This is a genomic window from Ramlibacter tataouinensis (assembly GCF_001580455.1).
Taxonomy (GTDB): domain Bacteria; phylum Pseudomonadota; class Gammaproteobacteria; order Burkholderiales; family Burkholderiaceae_C; genus Ramlibacter; species Ramlibacter tataouinensis_B.
Map to the genome: position 1 here is coordinate 614,579 of NZ_CP010951.1, position 17,698 is coordinate 632,276.

The following is a 17,698-nucleotide window of genomic DNA, read 5'->3' on the forward strand; positions in this document are numbered from 1 at the left end:
TGCAACGGTAACAGGTGGGTTTCAGGAGAGAGTCAATGTTGCGCCGGCGTCAACGGCGCGCCGGTGTCGCATGTTGCGCCAGTTTCACCGGGGCATCGACGTCGTAGTAGGCCGCAAAGGTCTCACGCAAGCTGCGCGTTTCGGGCAGCACATAAATCACGGCGCCGCGCTGCACAGCCGGTCGCAGCGCCTTCTCGTAGAAGGCGTCCGGCAGGTTGATGCAGCCAAAGGACATGCGGTTGTCGTCCGGCGTCGGCGACGCCAGGCTCTTGAGGCGCTCGGGCACCTTGATCACGCGGTGCATGGACACCGCGGATTCGTAATCCACCCAGACCACGTCTTCGTTGCGGCTGCTGCTCTTGCCCAATTCCGCGACGAAGCGGCCGGCGGGCGTGGTCTTCTCTTCGGGCAGGACCAGCTCGATGGGCTTGTTGCCGATGCCGGGAACCGTGTAGTCGCCGTGCGCCGAGCCCAGGAGCGCGGGCGCCGCCGCCTTCAGGTTGCCGCCCGGATCGAACAGAAAAACCCTGGCTTGCTTCTTGTCGACGATGACGAAAGACTTCGGCCCGTTGTCGCGCGAGGTGATGACCCAGTTGGCCATGCGCCGAACGTCGGGCGATACGGACTCGCGGCCGAAGGCCGCATGACGTGCCGGATGCGGCACCGCCTCGGCCAGGCCGCCACTCGGAAAGTGGACCGCCGCCGGCGGCAAGACCAGCATCAGGACGGCTACCCCCAGCAAGACACCCCTGCGAACAGCGTCCAGCAACTCAAATCGTTCGCCGGCACTGTCCGGCTTCGGGCGGGTCATGTTCGTTGGGTGTCAGGTCACAGCGGTCCGCACGGGCGCAAAGCCCGTATGAGACCGCTGGGAACGGGCTTAGTTCCGGTCTGCCCGCGCCGTGCTCATCGAGCCGCCGGCACCGGCCGCGCTATCGCTGCCCGGGCTGCTGGACGATGCGCTCGGGGTGCTGGTGGCACTGCTCGAGCCCGAGCTGGGGGCCGGCCCCGCTTGCGCGCCGCCCGATGGGCCGGGGCTACCGGCCGTGCTGCCGGCCGTGTTGCTGCTGCTCGGGCTGGCGCCCATGGTGGAAGAACTGGCGCCGGAGGACGAGGTGTCCGAGGAACTCGGCGTCGAGCTGGGGGCCGGGCTGGAGCCGGAACTCGGGGTGGAGCTCGGGCTCGAACTTGTGCCCGGGCTGCTCGAGGTGCTCGGTGTCTGGGCCGCGCCGCCGGACGTGCTCGATCCGCTGCTGGAGGTCTGCGCGATCGCGACGCCGCCGATGACCAGGGCCGCTGCCGTTGCCAGGGTGGTCAGGGTCTTCTTGCTCATGTCTTGCTCCTTCTCTGAGGTCCCCCCTAGGGGAGTAGGTTGAATGAAGCCGGCAAAACGAGCCGACTGCTTCACAGCCTACTTTTGCGCGCCCCGAGCAAGAAGTGAGGTGATGCAGGCAGGGCCTGTAGGACCACCGCTGTCACGATATAACGCTCAGTAGGTGAACTCCTTCACCTCTGTGGCCGTCTCCTCGCGCCAGGAATCGATCTGCAAGCTGGGATGGGCGCACTCCCATCCGAGCGCGTATTCCTCGTCGCCTTCGAAGGTGGCATAGGGATTGCGCGGAGCGGCGACGCTGGTTTCGCCGTGATGGTGATTGCGCGGTGCTGGAACGAACATTCGGGCTTCCTCCTTAGCCATCGTGTCTCGGCAATCATCCGTTACGCGCAAGTCCAGTCACATCCTCCAAACGCCAGAGCCGCGGTAGGAACACGCCTACTTCGAAGTGCTCACGTTATTGGCGCCCGCATCTCCGATGCTGTCTGCACACGCGATCTGTCTGCGCGCGTGGTCTGTCTGCACGCTATCGCGCGGCGAGTCGCCACAGCCAGGTGGTCTCTTTGGCGCGCGCCGCATGCAGTGGATCGTCCGGGTCGGCGGACTTGGGATGGCGCGGGCGAATGCCTTCGCGTCCCACCATGCGCAGGCCCGCCGCTTCGATCAGCGTCGGCACTTCGGCCGGCGCGCGCAGGCCCAGTAGTTCGGCCAGGTCCGACAGCACCAGCCAGCCCTCGCCGCCCGGCGCGAGGTGCGCCGCCAGGCCGGCCAGGAAGCCGCGCAGCATGCGGCTGTCCTCGTCGTAGATCGCGCGCTCCAGCGGCGCGCTGGCGCGCCCCGGAAGCCAGGGCGGGTTGCACACCACGAGCGGGGCGCGCCCCGGCGGAAACAGGTCGGCCTGCACGATGTCCACCCGTCCCGACAGGCCCAGGCGCTCGAGGTTGTCGGCCGCGCAGGCCAGCGCCCGCGGATCGAGGTCGGTGGCCAGCACGCGCTGCACGCCGCGCCGCGCGAGCACCGCAGCGATGACGCCGGTACCGGTGCCGATGTCGAAGGCCAGCTCGCGCGAAGGCAGCGGGGCCCGGGCGACCAGGTCCAGGTATTCGCCGCGCACGGGCGAGAACACGCCGTAGTGCGGATGGATGCGGTTGGCAGGCGGCGGTCCCAGCGCGGGAATCTCCACGCCCTTCTTGCGCCACTCATGCGCGCCGACCAGCCCGAGCAACTCGCGCAGCGCCACGAGCGAGGGCTGGCCGTCGGGCGGTCCCCAGGCCTCAACGCAGGCCTGGCGGACATCGGGCGCGCGCGGCAGGTCGATCGAATAGTCGCCCTCCAGCGGGATCAGCAGCCGCCCCAGGATGCGTGCGCGCTGGCCTTGCGCCTGCCGGTGCAGATGGAAGGCTTCGGTGAGCGAGGCCGGCGGCGCGCCGCCCTTGCGCGGCTTTCGCGTGGCGCGCCGGGCCATGGCCTGCAACAGATGCCGCGCGTTGTGGAAGTCGCTGCGCCAGACCAGCGCATGGCCTTCGCTGGCCAGCCGGTAGGCGGCATCGGCACTCAGGGTGTCCTTCGACGGCTGCAGGTGCCTGGGCGGCGGCACGCCGGCTTCGGAACGCCAGCGCGCCGTGCGCGGCGCGGCGCCATCGTTCCAATCGACCGACGGAGCCTCGCTCACGCCGTGGCGCGGCGACGCGCCGCGCGGCGAAACAGCGCGACGGCGCCGAGCACCACCGCCCCGGCCGCCACGCCGAACAGGCCATCGAGCAGCGCCCTCGACAGCACGTCGACCACGGCGGGCAAGTCCTGCGTGAGATGCTGGATGGCGTGATGCACCGGTGGGATGCCATGCACCAGGATGCCGCCGCCCACCAGGAACATGGCGGCGGTGCCCACCACGGCCAGCGTCTTCATGAGCCAGGGCGCCGCGGCCAGGATTCCGCGCCCCAGGGCCTGGGCCAACTGCGCGCTGCCCCGGCTCAGGTACAGGCCGAGATCGTCGAGCCTGACGATGGCCGCGACGAGGCCGTACACCCCCACCGTCATCAGCACCGCGATGCCCACCAACACCCCGACCTGCGTCAGGAAATCGCGGGCCGCCACGATGCCCAGCGTGATGACGATGATCTCGGCCGAGAGCACGAAGTCCGTCCGGATCGCGCCCTTGATCTTGTCCTTTTCGATCGCCCGCAAGTCTGCCTGCGGGTCGGTCAGCGCGCGCATCAGCTCGCGATGTTCCTCTTCGTCCTCGCCGGGCCGGTGCATCAGGCGGTGGGCGAGTTTCTCGAAGCCCTCATAGCACAGGAAGGCGCCGCCGAGCATCAGCAGCGGCGTCACCGCCCAGGGGGCGAGCGCGCTGATTGCGAGCGCGCCCGGCACCAGGATCGCCTTGTTCACGAACGAGCCCTTCGCCACCGCCCAGACGACGGGGATCTCCCGGTCGGCCCGGATGCCCGCCACCTGCTGCGCGTTCAGCGCGAGGTCGTCGCCGAGCACACCGCTGGTCTTCTTGACCGCCATCTTGGACAGCACCGCCACGTCGTCCAGGATCGTGGCGATGTCGTCGAGCAGTGCGAGCAGGCTGGTGGCCACAGTCCTGCCCTAGTCCAGTTTCCGCCGCAGCCGGATTTCCTCGAGCTTGACCCCGCCGACCAGCGCGGTCTTGGCGCTGGCGGGCTCCCGCTTGAATCCGGCGTGCTCGGCAAAGCGCAGCGCGCGATCGTTGCACAGCGGAATCCACAGCGTCACTTCCGTGCAGCCTTCTTCCGCCAGGCCTTCGCGCGCGGCATCCCACAGCGCCAGCCCGGCGCCGCGCGCCCAGTGCGAAGGATCCACGTACAGCGCCCAGATCTCGCCGGTGGTGGGCTTCGACTTGGGGTCGCGCGAGCGGTCGTAGCCGACGAAGCCGACCACGCGCCCATCGGCGAGGGCCACGTGGATCAGCGGCTCGCCGTATTCGATGGCGTCGCGCCAGAACGCGACGCGCTTGTCCATGGACAGCGGTTGCCCGCCGCCGGTGACGCCCTGGTAAGCGGCGTGCGATGCCTGCGCATGCACGCCGGCAATGGCGTTGTCATCGCTCTCCTGAGCGGGCCGTATCTGGTACATCGGGCCAATTATGATCGTGCCGCCATCAGTCATTGCCCGTGGTGTAGGGACTGCGCGGGTGCCAGGTCCGGCTGCGGCCGGGAATCGGCTCGGCCTTGGGGTCGGGTTGGGACTGGGGGGCGTTGGTGCCGGGCTTGTCCTCGCGGGGCGGCGGGGGCTCGGGCTCGTTCCGCGCCTTTCCGGTGTCGGATTGCTTGGGAGATTTCATGGTGATCCTTCGCAGGGTGAACGCCGTTGCACGGAGCATGACACTAGGCCTGCCATGCCGGCGCGGCTGTAGGACGCCTGCGCATGGCCAGCGGTGGCATAGTCGGGATATGCGCGCCTGGCTCGTGTTCCTGCTGCTGGCCTTGGCCGGCGCTCGCGCGGCCGTGGCCGCGCCCGCGTTCGAGGACACCATGGCCCAGCGCACCCTGGCCTGCACCGCCTGCCACGGCAAGGAAGGCCGCGCGGCCCCGGACGGCTTCTATCCGCGGATCGCGGGCAAGCCCGCGGGCTACCTCTACAACCAGCTGCTCAATTTCCGCGACGGCCGCCGCCACTACGGGTTGATGGCGCGCCTGCTGGATCCGCTGTCGGACGCCTACCTGCTCGAGATCGCACAGCACTTCGCCGCGCTCGACCTGCCCTACCCGCCGCCGCAACCGGCGAAAGCCACGCCGGAGCAATTGCAGCGCGGCCACCAATTGGTCACGAAGGGCGATGCCGCGTTCAAGCTGCCGGCCTGCGCGCAATGCCACGGCGAGCGCCTGACCGGCGCGCAGCCGACCACCCCGGGGCTGCTCGGGCTTCCGCGCGACTACCTCAATGCACAGCTGGGCGCATGGCGCACCGGGCAGCGCCGCGCGCATGCGCCCGACTGCATGGCTTTCGTCGCCAGGCAGCTGACGCCGGACGACCTGACCGCGGTGGCCGCCTGGCTGTCGTCACAGCCGCTGCCGTCCGACACGCACCCCGCGGCCGCACTGCCGGGGCAGTTGCCCCTGGAATGCGGCAGCGCACAGCGGCCCGCCGGGAGGCAGCCATGAAACGCCCGCTCATCTGGCTCGTGCTGGTGGCGGCGATCGCGCTCGCGCTGGCGGCGCTGGTGGTGGCGCTGAACCTGCGCGGCGAGGACAAGGTCCACGCCGGTTTTTCAAGCACGGCAGCGCCCTCGGCCGATACGGTGGCGCGCGGCGCCTACCTGGTGCGCGCGGGCAACTGCTTCTCCTGCCACACGCAGCGCGGCGGCGCGCCGTTCGCGGGCGGCCGCGCGATCGAGACGCCGTTCGGCACCGTCTATGGCAGCAACCTCACGCCAGACAAAGCAACCGGCATCGGCGAGTGGAATACCGATGAGTTCTGGCGGGCCCTGCACAACGGCCGCGCGCGCGACGGCCGGCTGCTCTATCCGGCCTTCCCCTATCCGAACTACACGCTGCTCACGCGCGCCGACGCGGACGCGATCTACGCCTACCTGCGCACGGTGCCGGCCGTCGCGCAGCCGAACACGCCGCACGGCCTGCGCTGGCCCTACAGCACGCAGGCCGCGCTGGCCGTGTGGCGCGCGATGTACTTCAAGCCCGAGACTTACGAACCGGAGCGCGCGCAACCACCCGAGTGGAACCGCGGCGCCTACCTGGTGCAGGGCCTCGGCCACTGCAGCGCCTGCCACACCGCGCGCAACGTGCTCGGCGCCAACACCGGCATGACGGACCTGTCGGGCGGGCTGATCCCGATGCTCAACTGGTATGCGCCGGCGCTCACTTCGCACGAGTCGGGCGTGGCCGACTGGGACCTGGCCGAAATCCAGAAGCTGCTCAAGACCGGCGTCGCCCCGCGCGGTTCGGCGCTGGGCCCCATGTCCGAAGTCGTGCTGGAAAGCACCCAGCACCTGAGCGACGCCGACCTGCATGCGATGGCCGTGTACCTGAAGTCCTTGCCGGCCGCGCCCCCGGCCAACCGCGGCGAGCCGGTGCCGGTGACCTCGGAGATGGCCGACCGCGGCGCGAAGATCTACCAGAAGCATTGCGCGCAATGCCACGGCGACAAGGGCGAAGGCGTGGCCGGCGCCTACCCGGCGCTGGCCGGCAACCGCGCCATCAACCTGCCGGTGACCGCCAACCTCGTGCAGATCGTCCTGGGCGGCGCCTTCCCGCCGGCCACGGCGGGCAACCCCCGGCCCTTCGGCATGCCGCCGTTCGCGACGGTGCTCAGCGACCAGGACGTGGCCGCGGTGCTGAGCCACATCCGCAACTCATGGGGCAACCAGTCCGGCGCCGTGAGCCAACTCGAAGTGAACCAGCAGCGCACCAGCACGCGCCTATGACATTTCGCGCCGTCGAACTGCCCGACGATGTGCCGGGATCGCTCTGGCTGTCTTCCATGCCGGGACGCTTCAGCCCCTGGTCGCAGTTCGAAGAGGACGCGCGCCGCGCCAGGCTGGCGCTGGTGGTGTGCCTCACCCCGGGCAGCGAGATCCAGGAGCTGTCGCCCCGCTACGCCGCCGCCGTGTCGAGCGGCGGCGCGGCCTACGAGTGGCTGCACCTGCCCATGCCCAACTTCGGCGTGCCGGAGGACCCCCAGGCGTTTCGCCTGGGCGTGGCCCGCATCACGCAGACGCTGTCCAAGGGACAGGCGGTCATGATGCATTGCGCGGCCGGCTTGGGGCGCACCGGCAGCGCCGCCGCTTGCGTGCTCAAGGCACTCGGGCTGGAGACCGACGACGCGCTGCAGCGCGTGCGCGACGCCGGCTCGAACCCGCAGAACGCGCAGCAGTCCGGCTTCGTCGAGTGGTTCTGAACCCCGGGCCCAACCCGCTTATTTGAACGGGTTGGCGAACACGAACATCATCGCGATACCCACGCCGATCAGGAAGTTGGCGTCGATCAGCCCCGCGAGCAGGAACATCTTCACTTGCAGCGGCTCCATCAGCTCCGGCTGGCGCACCGAGCCCTCGATGAAGCGTCCGCCCATGGTGCCTATGCCCAGGCAGGCGCCGATGGCCCCCAGGCCGATGATCAGTCCGCAAGCAATCGCAATCAGTCCGGTGTCGCTCATGGAGGGCTCCTTTTGTCTTGCCCTCATGGTGCCCACTGGGCCGTAGGCCGGCAATTACCTGGCAGGTAAGCGTGCGATGGCCTGCCCGCTCACCGATCGCAGTTGCTGCTCGCTGACGCACTGCGGCGCGATCTCGGCCAGCGGCACGAGCACGAACGCGCGTTCGTGCATGCGCGGATGCGGCACCTGCAATGAAGCGCTGGCGATGCTGGCGGCGCCGAACAGCAGCAGGTCCAGGTCGAGCGTGCGCGGGGCGTTGCGGTAGGGACGCTCCCGTCCGGCATCGGCTTCGATGCGCTGCAGCTGCGCCAGCAGTTCCGGCGCCGTGAGGCCGGTGCTGATCTCCGCCACCGCGTTGATGTAGTCGGGCCCGCCGGCATCGACCGGCGCGCTGCGGTAGAGCGAGGAACGCCGCACCAGCGCGGTGAGCGGCAGGCGCGCGATGCGATCGAGCGCCGCCCGCAGCGCCTGCTCGGGCAGGCCCAGGTTGGCGCCGAGCCCGATGTAGGCGGTGACGGGCTCGCGCATGGAGCGCTATTCGGCGGCCGGGCGGGTGTCGCCCTGGCCTTGGCCGGGGCTCTTGCGACGGCGGCGGCGCCGCTTGCGCGGCGCGTCGGCGCCGGCAGCTTCGTCGCCGGCAGGCGGCTGCGCTTCGGCGGGCTGCGGCGCCTCCAGCGCGCTGCCCTTCTCAGGGCGCGGCGCGCGCACCCGGCGCTGGCCGCGATGCTGCTCCTCGCGCAATTGCGCCACCAGGTCCTCGCGCAGGTCGTCGCTCGCCAGGCTGAATTCCTGCCACCAGTCGGCCAGCACGACGTCGATCTCGCCGATGTCGGCGCGCAGCCGCATGAAATCGAAGGCGGCGCGGAAGCGCGGCTGCTCCACCAGCGTGAACGGCGTCTGGCCGACGCGCTTTTCGAAGCGCGGCTGCATCATCCAGATCTCGCGCATGTCGGCGCCCAGCTTGCCGCGGCCCGACACGTCGCCGATGCGCGCGTCGAACACGTCGTCGATCGCGCCCTGCAGCGCGGGGAAGGGATGCTCCTTGCGCGCGAGGCGCCCGGCCCAGCCGTCGCGCACGTCGGACCAGAGCACGCAGGACAGCAGGAAGCTGGCGGCCACCGGCTTGCCCTCGCCCACGCGCCGGTCGGTGTCCTGCAGCGCCGCCTTCACGAAAGACGATTCGGCGCGCTCCACCACCAGGTCGAGCAGCGGATAGATGCCCTCGGCGAGGCCCAGCGCCTTCAGCTGTTCGACCGTGGCCAGCGAATGGCCGGTCTGCAGCAGCTTGAGCATCTCGTCGAACAGGCGGCTTTGCGGCACGTCGGCCAGCAGTGACAGGCACTCGATCAGGGGCGCTCGGGTCTTGGATTCCAGCGAGAAGCCCAGGCCGTTCAGCTTGGCACAGAAACGCACGGCGCGGATCAGCCGCACCGGGTCCTCGCGGTAGCGTGTCAGCGGATCGCCGATCATCCGGATCGCGCGCTTCTTGGCGTCCTTGATGCCGCCGTGGTAGTCGACCACGGTCTGCGTCTCCGGGTCGTAGTACATGGCGTTGATGGTGAAGTCGCGCCGCGTCGCGTCTTCCTCCTGCGGGCCCCAGACGTTGTCGCGCAGCACCCGGCCGCTCGCGTCCACCGCGTGCTTCATGCCGGCCAGCTCGCTGCGGCTGGTCTTCTCGTTGCCCGCCACCTGCTCCGCCGCCGCGTTGTCCATGTAGGCGCGGAAGGTGGAGACCTCGATCACCTCGTGCTCGCGCCCGCGCCCGTACACCACGTGGACGATGCGGAAGCGCCGGCCGATGATGAAGGCGCGCCGGAACAGGCCCTTGACCTGCTCCGGCGTGGCGTTGGTGGCCACGTCGAAGTCCTTGGGCCGCAGGCCCAGCAGCAGGTCGCGCACCGCGCCGCCCACGATGTAGGCCTCGTAGCCGGCTTCCTTGAGCGTGTGCACCACGTTCAGGGCGCGCTCGTCCACCAGCGAGGGATCGATGCCGTGCTCCTGCGCCCCGACCTCGCGGCGCTTGCCGAAGTTCGGCTTGCCGCCCTTGCCGGTGCCCAGCAGCTTGTCGATGAATTTCTTGATCATGGGTGTGCGAACAGATCCAGTATGCGCCAGCCGCGCTCGGCGGCGATGGCGCGCAGGCGGGCGTCGGGGTTGGTGGCCACCGGGTGGTCCACCCGTTCGAGCAGCGCCAGGTCGTTCGTCGAATCGGAATAGAAGGTGATCTCCGCCGCGTCCCAGCCCATCCCCTGCGCCGCCAGCCACTCGTCGATACGCCGTACCTTGCCTTCGCGCGCCGAGGGCACGCCCTCGATCTCGCCGGTGATCCAGCCGTCGTCGCCGCGCGCCAGGCGCACCGCGATCAGCTCATCGATGCCGAAGGCGCGGGCAATCGGGCCGGTGACGAACTCATTGGTGGCGGTGATGATGGCCACCTGGTGGCCGGCCTGCTGGTGGCTGCGCACCAGCGCCAGCGCCTGCGGCCGGATTTCGGGCCGGATCACCTTGTCCATGAACATCTCGTGCGCCGCGCTGGCCGCCTGCGGCCCGCGCTCGCGGACGGCATCGGTGGCGAAGCGCACATAGTCGTGGATATCCAGCGTGCCGGCCTTGTAGTGCTCGAAGAATTCCTCGTTGCGCCGCTTGAACACCGCCGGGTCGGTCCAGCCGATGTCCTGGGTGAACACGCCCCAGGCGTAGTCGGAATCGATCGGCAGCAGCGTGTGGTCGAGATCGAACAGCGCGATCGGCTTCTTTCCCGCTTTCACTCGTTCTCCAGCATGGACTTGATCAGGGGGATGGTGATGGCGCGCTGGGTGCGCAGGGCATAGCCGTCGAGCTGTTCGAGCAGCTGCATCAGGCTGCCGAGGTCGCGCGAGAAGCGGGTGAGCATGTAGTCCATGACTTCGTCGCTCAGGAACACGCCGCGCGCGTCGGCGGCCTGCCGCAGCACCGCCCGCCGCTCGGGCTCGGACAGGACATGCAGCTGGAACACATGCCCCCAGCCCAGCCGCGTGCGCAAGTCTTCGCGCAGCTTCAGGAAGGCCGGCGGCACGGCCCCGGCCGCCAGCACGCCGCGCTGCAGGGTCTGCGCGTTGACGAACCAGTTGAAGGCCGCGTGCTGCTGCACCGCGGTGTACAGGTGCGTGTCGTCCATCAGCACCACGGCCCAGTTCTCGTTGAACGGCGGCGGCTCGTGGACCGAGGCATCCAGCCATCCCGCCGTGGCGCCCTGCCCGCGCAGGGCCTCGGCCACCGCCTTGAGCAGGTGGGTCTTGCCGCTGCCGCCGGCGCCCCACAGGTAGGTCGGCACCGGCGAGCGCGTCGGACTGCCCGCCCACAGCATCAGGTGGCGCAGCGCGGCTTCGTTGGGGCCGGCGCAGAAGTTCGCGAGGGTCGGGCCCGCGGCCAGGCCGATGTCCAGGGCGATCTGCTTCATCACCACGTCGGGGGTCAACGCAGTTGCAGGTCGTCGTCGCCGAAGCGGATGCCCAGCGGCTCGATCAGGAGCTGCTTGTCGCCGGCCTCCACGCGGCCGGCCACCAGGGCCTCGACGCCGCAGGCCTGGGCGACATCGACCGTGCGCTGCGCGTCCTTTTCGGCGACGAACAGCGCGAAGCCCGCACCCATGTTCAGCGTGCTGTAGGCCTCGCGATCGTCCTGGCGCGCCTGCTCCTGGATGAAGCGAAGCACCGCCGGCACCTTCGGAATGGCCTGCATGCGGTAGGTGAGCTTGGCCGGATGGCGCAGCAGCTTGCGCCAGCCGTGGCCGGTGACGTTCGCGCAGTAGTGCGGCACGATGCCGGCCTTGAACAAAGCCTCGGTCACCGGCGAATAGAGCACCGTGGGCGCGAGCAGCGCCTGGCCGTAGGTCGTGCCGTCGGGCAGCGGCGTGAGGTAGCCCTGGGGCAGCCGCTCGACCAGCTTGCGCGCCAGGCTCAGGCCGTTGGCATGGATGCCGCTGGATGCCAGCAGCACGATGGCATCGCCGGGGCCGAGCCGGTCACCGACGGACAGGCGCTCCTTGGGCTGGATCAGGCCGGTGCAGGAGGCCGCCAGGTCGATGCGTCCGCCCTCGACGATGCCGGCCAGCGCCGGCGTCTCGCCGCCGCCCCAGGCCACGCCGCAGGTGTCGCAGGCGCGCTTCCAGCCCGCCACCAGGGTCTGCGCGCGCTGCGCGTCGCCGAACCAGTCCGAGCCGCCGGCCGCCCAGTAGGCCTGCACCACCAGCGGGGTGGCGCCGACCGTGATCAGGTCGTTGATCGCCATGGCAATCGTGTCCTGCGCGATCGCGTCGTAGTAGCTGCGGCCGGTGAGCTTCTGCATTTCGTCGGCGACCAGGGCCTTGGAGCCGAGGCACTCGACGATGGAAGCCAGGTAGAACGGGCCGACATCGACCACATAGGCCGACTCGCCGCGCGAAGCGGGCACCTCGCTGAAGCCGTGCGCGGCCAGGTGGATGCCGGTGGCCGCAGCGGCGCGCTGGGCGGAAATTTTCAGGGGGTCGATCAGGTCGTAGTTGACGCCCGCCTGCTCGTAGCTGAGCGTGGTGGCCGGCGGGCTCGCGTCTTGGGCACTCATCCGCAAATTATCGCCGCTCGCTGCCCCCTCCTTTCTCTGCCGCGTGGTTCCGGGGTGTGGCTGAACCCTGAATCTAGAATCCGCCGATGGCTCATCCTGCCGCCACGCCCCGGATGCCGGCCGCCATCTGGGCGCTGGGCTTCGTCAGCCTGCTGATGGACATCTCGTCCGAGCTGATCCACAGCCTGCTGCCGGTGTTCATGGTCACCGTGCTGGGCACCAGCATGCTGGCGGTGGGCATCATCGAGGGGCTGGCCGAGGCGACGGCCCTGATGGTTCGCATCTTCTCCGGCGCCCTGAGCGACTATTTCGGCCGGCGCAAGCCGCTGGCGGTGCTCGGTTACGGGCTGGGCGCCCTCTCCAAGCCCCTGTTCGCGCTGGCCACCGGCGCCGGCATGGTGCTCACGGCGCGCCTGGTCGACCGCGTGGGCAAGGGCCTGCGCGGCGCCCCGCGCGACGCGCTCATCGCCGACCTGGCCGACCCGCGCATCCGCGGCGCCGCCTTCGGCCTGCGGCAGTCGCTGGATACGGTGGGCGCCTTCACCGGCCCCCTGCTGGCCATGGGCCTGATGCTGCTGTGGGCCAACGACTTCCGCGCGGTGTTCTGGGTCGCGGTGATCCCGGGGCTGCTGTCGGTCGCGGTGCTGGTCTTCGGCGTGCGCGAGCCGGAATCCGCGGCGGACCGGCCGCGCGTGAATCCCGTGCGGCGCGAGAACCTGCGCCGGCTGGGTTTCGCCTACTGGTGGGTGGTGGGCGTGGGGGCGGTGTTCACCCTGGCGCGCTTCAGCGAGGCCTTCCTCGTGCTGCGCGCGCAGCAGGGCGGGCTGGCCGTGGCGCTGACGCCGCTGGTGCTGATCGCGATGAGCCTCGTCTACTCGCTGGGCGCCTATCCCTTCGGCAAGCTGGCCGACCGCATGAGCCACCGGCGACTGCTGGCCGGCGGGCTGGTGGTCCTGGTGCTGGCCGACCTGGCGCTGGCCTCGGCCGACAGCGGGCCGCTGCTGTGGGCCGGGATCGCGCTGTGGGGCCTGCACATGGCGATGACCCAGGGCCTGCTCTCGGCCATGGTGGCGAATGCCGCCCCGGCCGACCTGCGCGGCACCGCCTTCGGCTTCTTCAATTTCGTCGGCGGGATCGCCCTGCTGGTGGCGAGCGTGCTGGCAGGTTGGCTGTGGGACCAGTTCGGCGCCAGCGTCACCTTTTATGCGGGCGCGATGTTCGCGACCATCGCGCTGGCGGGACTGCTGCCGCGTCCGGGCGCGGACTAGGGCCTGTTAGCAGGCCCTAACGTTCAGCTCTTTTCGCGCCGCAGGTCGGCGACGCGATCGGCGATCACGTCGAGGTCCAGCGCATCCTGGGCATGCACCAGGTAGGTTTCGAGGTCGACCACCGCGAGCGCGGCGTGGCCCTGCTCGGCATGCGCCAGCCCGCGGTCCCGGTACTCGGGCCAGGCATCGGGCAGCAGGGTCAGCAGGCGGTCCTCGACCGCGATCAGCCGCTGCCAGTCTTCCTGGGCCTGGTGGATTTCCTTCAGGTTGCGCAGCATGCGGGCGATGATGTCGCGCGGCGAGGCGGCCTGCAGGTACAGGCCCAGCGGCACCTCGAAATCGTCGACCAGGCCGCTGCGCCGCTTGTAGGGCTCCAGCCGCTCGGTGAGCTCCTCGCGCGACAGCGACAGGCCGGTGAACGGGTCGATCACGACTTGGCCCTTGGGCAGGTTCACCTTGACCATGAAATGCCCCGGGAAGCACACGCCGCGCGCGTGCAGCCCCAGGCCCTGCGCCAGTTCGATCCACAGCACCGCCAGCGAAATCTGGTTGCCCCGGCGCGTGCGCAGCACCACGTTCAGGTAGCTGTTGTCGGGGTCGCAGTAGTCGTTGACGTTGCCGCCGAAGCTCAGGTCGCGGAAGAAGAACTGGTTGAGCGCGCGCAAGCGCTGCAAGGCCGCGGCATCGGCGGGGATCCGGCGCTTGAGGCGCGCCAGCAGCTGATCCACATCGCCCAGGACCTGCTGGATGTCCAGTTCGGGGTATTCGTCCTGCGCGAGGCTGGACGCGGCTTCCAGGAGTGGGAACTCCTCGTCGCTTTGCACCAGCGCGCTGAAGTACTCCAGCGGCGTCGGCGCGGACAGGTTCAACAGCATGATTCTTTTTAATGGAGCGGCCATGGCGCGTCAAGCGCCATCGCGGCGCCGCGTTCAACGCGCGATGAACTGGCGAAGTTTCACGCCGGCGGCCCACAGCGCGCCGAAATAGATCAGGGCCGAGCCGGCCAGCACGAGGCCGAGCAGGGCTACGCGCGCCAGGGCGTGCACGCGCAGCGCGGTCCAGTCGAACCCGCTGGCGGCCCACATCAGGAACACGGCCAGCAGCGCCGTCGCGCCGATCACCTGCAGCAGGAAGGTTCCCCAGCCGGGTGAAGGCTTGTAGCTGCCGCGCTGCACCAGCCCGGCCAGCAGCCAGCCGGCGTTGATCAGCGCGCCGAGGCTGATGGACAAGGCCAGGCCCGCGTGCCGCAGCCAGGGCACCAGCACGATGTTGAGCAGTTGGGTGATGACCAGGACGACGATGGCAATGCGCACCGGCGTACGCATGTCCTGCCGCGCGTAGAAGCCGGGCGCCAGCACCTTGATCGCCACCAGCCCGACCAGCCCCGCGCCGTAGCCGGCCAGCGCCAGGCCGACCTGGCGCACGTCGTGGTCCTTGAAGGCGCCGTAGTGGAACAGCGTGGCGACCAGGGGCACGTTGAACACCAGCAAGGCCACCGAGCAGGGAACCGCCAGCAGCACCACCAGGCGCAGGCCCCAGTCCAGCATGGCCGAGTAGCGCTGCCCGTCCTGGTCGGCGTGCGCGACCGCCAGCTGCGGCATCAGCACCACCCCCAGCGCCACGCCCAGCATCGCCGTCGGGAATTCCATCAGCCGGTCGGCGTAGGTCAGCCAGGACACGCTGCCCGGCTGCAGCCACGAGGCGATCTGCGTGTTGATCATCAGCGAGATCTGGGCGACCGCCACGCCGAACAGCGCCGGCACCATCATGGTGGCGACGCGGCGCACGCCGGGGTCGACGACCGCCTGCTTCAGGGCCTGCCAGCTCAGGCCGATGCGGGGCAGCAGGCCCAGCCGGCGCAGCACCGGCACCTGCACGGCCAGCTGCAGCACGCCGCCCAGCATGACGCCGCCGGCCATGGCGTAGATCGGCTCGATGCCCAGCCGGCCGAACCAGGGCGCCCCCAGCCACGCCGCGGCGATCATGACCAGGTTCAGCAGCACGGGGGTGGCGGCCGGCACGGCGAAGCGTTTCCAGGTGTTCAGGATGCCGGCCGACAGCGCCACCAGGGACATGAAGCCGATGTAGGGAAACATCCAGCGCGTCATGAAGACAGCGGCGTCGAAGCTGTGCGGGGTGCCCTTCAAGCCGCTGGCCAGCGCCCAGACCAGCAGCGGCGCTCCCGCCACGCCGAGGACGCAGGTGAGCATCAGCGCCCAGGCCAGCGCCGTCGCCACCCCGTCGATCAGGCGCCGGGTGGCGGCCTCGCCGTCCTGCTCTTTCGAATGCGCCAGCGCCGGGACGAAGGCCTGGCTGAAGGCGCCCTCGGCGAACAGGCGCCGGAACAGGTTGGGGATGCGGAAGGCGACGTTGAAGGCGTCCGTGAGGCCACTGGCGCCGAAGGTGGCCGCCATGAGCAGCTCGCGCACCAGCCCGGTGATGCGGGACGCCAGGGTCAGCAGGGAGACGGTGGAAGCGGCTTTGAAAAGGCTCATCAGGAACGCCGGAGGCTGGCCGAGTTTAGGGCAAGCGCGGCCGCCGTATAATCATGGGCTTTGCTGGCATCATCCTCAGACACAAGGAAACACATTCATGGCATCAGCCAAACCCAAGAAAAAGAACCCGCGCCTCGCGTCGGGCCGTAAGCGCGCGCGCCAGGACGTCAAGCTCAATGCAGCCAACACGTCCCTGCGCTCCAAGTACCGCACCGCGGTGAAGAACGTCGAGAAGGCCGCCGCCGCCGGCGACAAGGTCAAGGCCACCGAAGCCTTTGCCAAGGCCCAGAGCATCCTCGACACCGTGGCCGACAAGCAAATCTTCCACAAGAACAAGGCCGCTCGCGACAAGAGCCGCCTGGCCGCCAAGGTGAAAGCCCTGGCCCTCGCCGCCGCCTGAGGCTCAAAAACAGGTCAGCCCGCTCTCACGAGCGCCGTTTGAAACGGGTGCGCTGCCAGCAAAGAAGCAAAAAGCCGTCGCAAGACGGCTTTTTTGCTTATGGCGGGACTTGCGGCGGGGGAGCTAGAACCCCCCGGGGGTCATTGCGCCTTCGGATATCCCACGTAGTAGACGCCGATCACACCTCCGCTGGCGTCCTGGATAGGCTCATACCCAGTGACGTAAGGCTTGCCGAGGATTTCAGCATCACCGTAGTAGGCGCCGCCACCGCGGATTGCAGCCATGGCCTTGCCCTTGGGATCGAGGACCGTGCCGATCGCCCTTGATCCGTCGTCTTTTTGGACATTCGTCGTCACGCGCACGAAATCATCGCCGCTCTTGACGAACAGTGTTGCCGTACCGCCGTGCTCTTTCTTGACTTCATCAACGACGGCAAAATTGTTGTTCATCTTGGTCGCGCCAAAGTACAGCGCTGGCGCAGTTTTTCCTGCAACAGCATCTTCTCCCTTGATTCCGGGTGCGCCCAACTTCGCTGTCTTCGCCTTCAATGACGCCATGGCTTGCTTCACGTTCTCCGGTGATTGCGCATAGCTCACGGCTGGAGCGAAGACTGGCAAGGCGAGCGCAAACATCACAGGGGCGACCCAACGCCCGATAGCACCAGCGGAACTCAGCTTTCCCATAGTGTTCCCCTTTGGTCAGCGTCGCCGGCAAGGCGAGGCGGCGACTTCCCCGGGACCGCGCGGACTGCACTTTCGTGCGTCTGGCGCGGCGATGGCGATGTGAATCGGGTCGGCTGGCTGAATCGGCCACCGGGCTGCCCAGCAGGTGCTCAGCCGGACTTTGATCTGAAAGGGCAAGGAACTGGCTGGCGGAACGCCCAGCATGGCGGCAAGGGCTGCCAAGGACTGATCGCGCATGGCGATGCTCGTTTCGGGCTATATCCCGCGGGGAAAGCGGCTGCACAGCTTGCAGCGGCGACGGTGTTGTGATTGCCCGGCACTCAGGATAGATGGCCTTGAGCCGGTTTCAAGCGCAGCCGGAAAGTCCAGCTCGCGCCGGCCCGGTTAAGGATTTTTCTGGCCCGGCTCGGGCAGCAGGCAGGCTTCGCCGGTCTCGAGGTTGTTGTCCTTGGCGAAATTCAGCACGAAGTCCCAGGCCATGGGCTCGGCCTCGCGCAGGGCGCTGTTGACGACCACGCACTTGACGCCGTTGATGACCGTGGGGATGCACCAGGGCGAGTAGCTCAGGTGGCTGCCCTTTTGCGCGCCACCGGGGCGGAAGGGACTCATGACGCCGGCAAGGCGCTCGGCCCAGTCGCTGGGACGGAAGGTCCTGCCGTCACGGGTGATGCCCTGGATGAAGACTTCTTTGGCGCTGCTCGAAACCATTGTGAAGGTCGGATTGCATCGCGCTCCAATGGGGGATCGCCCCTGCAGCACGACAAGTATTGTATCTTATATAAGACTTCCTTTCAGTT

General features: G+C 69.1%; 22 protein-coding genes. 6 read left to right on the top strand and 16 right to left on the bottom strand.

Going from position 1 to position 17,698, the window contains the following annotated elements:
* Window positions 1-49 precede the first annotated feature (49 nt).
* Window positions 50-811, bottom strand: coding sequence for a hypothetical protein (locus UC35_RS02965; RefSeq protein ID WP_193788636.1), 762 nt, complete (start codon window positions 809-811; stop codon window positions 50-52).
* Between the two features lie 91 nt (window positions 812-902).
* Between UC35_RS02965 and UC35_RS02970 the strand changes: the two genes are divergently transcribed.
* The gene (locus UC35_RS02970) at window positions 903-1,376 is read left to right on the top strand and encodes a hypothetical protein (RefSeq protein WP_061496033.1); all 474 of its coding nucleotides are present in this window, start codon (window positions 903-905) and stop codon (window positions 1,374-1,376) included.
* 113 nt (window positions 1,377-1,489) lie between these two features.
* Here the strand turns inward: UC35_RS02970 and UC35_RS02975 are convergent, their stop codons facing one another.
* The 5 genes from UC35_RS02975 to UC35_RS02995 form a co-directional block, all read right to left on the bottom strand.
* On the bottom strand, window positions 1,490-1,675 hold the full coding sequence (locus tag UC35_RS02975) for a hypothetical protein (protein WP_061496035.1): 186 nt from the start codon (window positions 1,673-1,675) through the stop codon (window positions 1,490-1,492).
* Window positions 1,676-1,859: 184 nt separating this feature from the next.
* Window positions 1,860-3,005, bottom strand: a complete 1,146-nt coding sequence (locus tag UC35_RS02980) for a N5-glutamine methyltransferase family protein (protein ID WP_061496037.1) — start codon at window positions 3,003-3,005, stop codon at window positions 1,860-1,862.
* The gene (locus tag UC35_RS02985) at window positions 3,002-3,919 is read right to left on the bottom strand and encodes a DUF808 domain-containing protein (RefSeq protein WP_061496039.1); all 918 of its coding nucleotides are present in this window, start codon (window positions 3,917-3,919) and stop codon (window positions 3,002-3,004) included. The genes UC35_RS02980 and UC35_RS02985 overlap by 4 nt, the downstream gene beginning before the upstream one ends.
* 9 nt (window positions 3,920-3,928) lie before the next feature.
* The gene (locus UC35_RS02990; RefSeq protein ID WP_061496041.1) at window positions 3,929-4,435 is read right to left on the bottom strand and encodes a GNAT family N-acetyltransferase; all 507 of its coding nucleotides are present in this window, start codon (window positions 4,433-4,435) and stop codon (window positions 3,929-3,931) included.
* Window positions 4,436-4,460: 25 nt separating this feature from the next.
* Window positions 4,461-4,643 carry a hypothetical protein gene (locus UC35_RS02995; RefSeq protein WP_061496043.1) on the bottom strand — a complete coding sequence of 61 codons (183 nt, stop codon included), beginning with the start codon at window positions 4,641-4,643 and terminating at the stop codon, window positions 4,461-4,463.
* A 109-nt stretch (window positions 4,644-4,752) separates the two neighbouring features.
* Here UC35_RS02995 and UC35_RS03000 point away from each other — a divergent pair, with 109 nt between their 5' ends.
* From UC35_RS03000 to UC35_RS03010, 3 genes are read left to right on the top strand one after another with little or no spacing between them, the layout of a single operon-like run.
* Window positions 4,753-5,463, top strand: coding sequence for a c-type cytochrome (locus tag UC35_RS03000; protein WP_061496045.1), 711 nt, complete (start codon window positions 4,753-4,755; stop codon window positions 5,461-5,463).
* Window positions 5,460-6,743, top strand: a complete 1,284-nt coding sequence (locus UC35_RS03005) for a c-type cytochrome (protein ID WP_061496047.1) — start codon at window positions 5,460-5,462, stop codon at window positions 6,741-6,743. Before UC35_RS03000 ends, UC35_RS03005 begins: the two co-directional genes overlap by 4 nt.
* On the top strand, window positions 6,740-7,216 hold the full coding sequence (locus UC35_RS03010) for a tyrosine-protein phosphatase (protein ID WP_061496049.1): 477 nt from the start codon (window positions 6,740-6,742) through the stop codon (window positions 7,214-7,216). Before UC35_RS03005 ends, UC35_RS03010 begins: the two co-directional genes overlap by 4 nt.
* Window positions 7,217-7,234: 18 nt before the next feature.
* Here UC35_RS03010 and atpE read toward each other — a convergent pair whose 3' ends face one another.
* From atpE to UC35_RS03040, 6 genes are read right to left on the bottom strand one after another with little or no spacing between them, the layout of a single operon-like run.
* Entirely contained in the window at window positions 7,235-7,474 is a 240-nt protein-coding gene (gene atpE / locus UC35_RS03015) for a F0F1 ATP synthase subunit C (protein ID WP_061496051.1), read from the bottom strand.
* A gap of 54 nt (window positions 7,475-7,528) precedes the next feature.
* Window positions 7,529-8,002: a 2-amino-4-hydroxy-6-hydroxymethyldihydropteridine diphosphokinase gene (gene folK, locus UC35_RS03020; RefSeq protein WP_061496053.1), complete on the bottom strand. Its 474-nt coding sequence runs from the start codon at window positions 8,000-8,002 to the stop codon at window positions 7,529-7,531.
* Window positions 8,003-8,008: 6 nt separating this feature from the next.
* On the bottom strand, window positions 8,009-9,559 hold the full coding sequence (gene pcnB / locus UC35_RS03025) for a polynucleotide adenylyltransferase PcnB (RefSeq protein WP_061496055.1): 1,551 nt from the start codon (window positions 9,557-9,559) through the stop codon (window positions 8,009-8,011).
* Window positions 9,556-10,242 (bottom strand): HAD family hydrolase, encoded by a 687-nt coding sequence (locus UC35_RS03030; protein WP_082792583.1) that lies wholly within the window; start codon window positions 10,240-10,242, stop codon window positions 9,556-9,558. The genes pcnB and UC35_RS03030 overlap by 4 nt, the downstream gene beginning before the upstream one ends.
* Complete coding sequence (gene hda, locus UC35_RS03035; RefSeq protein ID WP_061503653.1) at window positions 10,239-10,913, bottom strand: DnaA regulatory inactivator Hda; 675 nt, start codon at window positions 10,911-10,913, stop codon at window positions 10,239-10,241. Before hda ends, UC35_RS03030 begins: the two co-directional genes overlap by 4 nt.
* A gap of 14 nt (window positions 10,914-10,927) precedes the next feature.
* On the bottom strand, window positions 10,928-12,055 hold the full coding sequence (locus tag UC35_RS03040; protein WP_061496057.1) for an AIR synthase-related protein: 1,128 nt from the start codon (window positions 12,053-12,055) through the stop codon (window positions 10,928-10,930).
* 86 nt (window positions 12,056-12,141) lie between these two features.
* Between UC35_RS03040 and UC35_RS03045 the strand changes: the two genes are divergently transcribed.
* Window positions 12,142-13,323: an MFS transporter gene (locus UC35_RS03045; RefSeq protein ID WP_061496059.1), complete on the top strand. Its 1,182-nt coding sequence runs from the start codon at window positions 12,142-12,144 to the stop codon at window positions 13,321-13,323.
* A 23-nt stretch (window positions 13,324-13,346) separates the two neighbouring features.
* Here UC35_RS03045 and UC35_RS03050 read toward each other — a convergent pair whose 3' ends face one another.
* Window positions 13,347-14,198 (bottom strand): SirB1 family protein, encoded by an 852-nt coding sequence (locus UC35_RS03050; RefSeq protein ID WP_061496061.1) that lies wholly within the window; start codon window positions 14,196-14,198, stop codon window positions 13,347-13,349.
* Window positions 14,199-14,252: 54 nt separating this feature from the next.
* A complete protein-coding gene (gene murJ, locus UC35_RS03055) occupies window positions 14,253-15,818 on the bottom strand; it encodes a murein biosynthesis integral membrane protein MurJ (RefSeq protein WP_061496063.1) in 1,566 nt (521 codons plus the stop codon).
* Between the two features lie 97 nt (window positions 15,819-15,915).
* Here murJ and rpsT point away from each other — a divergent pair, with 97 nt between their 5' ends.
* Window positions 15,916-16,218 (top strand): 30S ribosomal protein S20, encoded by a 303-nt coding sequence (gene rpsT / locus UC35_RS03060; protein ID WP_061496066.1) that lies wholly within the window; start codon window positions 15,916-15,918, stop codon window positions 16,216-16,218.
* A gap of 140 nt (window positions 16,219-16,358) precedes the next feature.
* Here rpsT and UC35_RS03065 read toward each other — a convergent pair whose 3' ends face one another.
* Complete coding sequence (locus UC35_RS03065) at window positions 16,359-16,901, bottom strand: Cache 3/Cache 2 fusion domain-containing protein (protein ID WP_061496068.1); 543 nt, start codon at window positions 16,899-16,901, stop codon at window positions 16,359-16,361.
* A 384-nt stretch (window positions 16,902-17,285) separates the two neighbouring features.
* Complete coding sequence (locus UC35_RS03070; protein ID WP_061496070.1) at window positions 17,286-17,609, bottom strand: DUF3579 domain-containing protein; 324 nt, start codon at window positions 17,607-17,609, stop codon at window positions 17,286-17,288.
* Window positions 17,610-17,698: the final 89 nt, after the last annotated feature.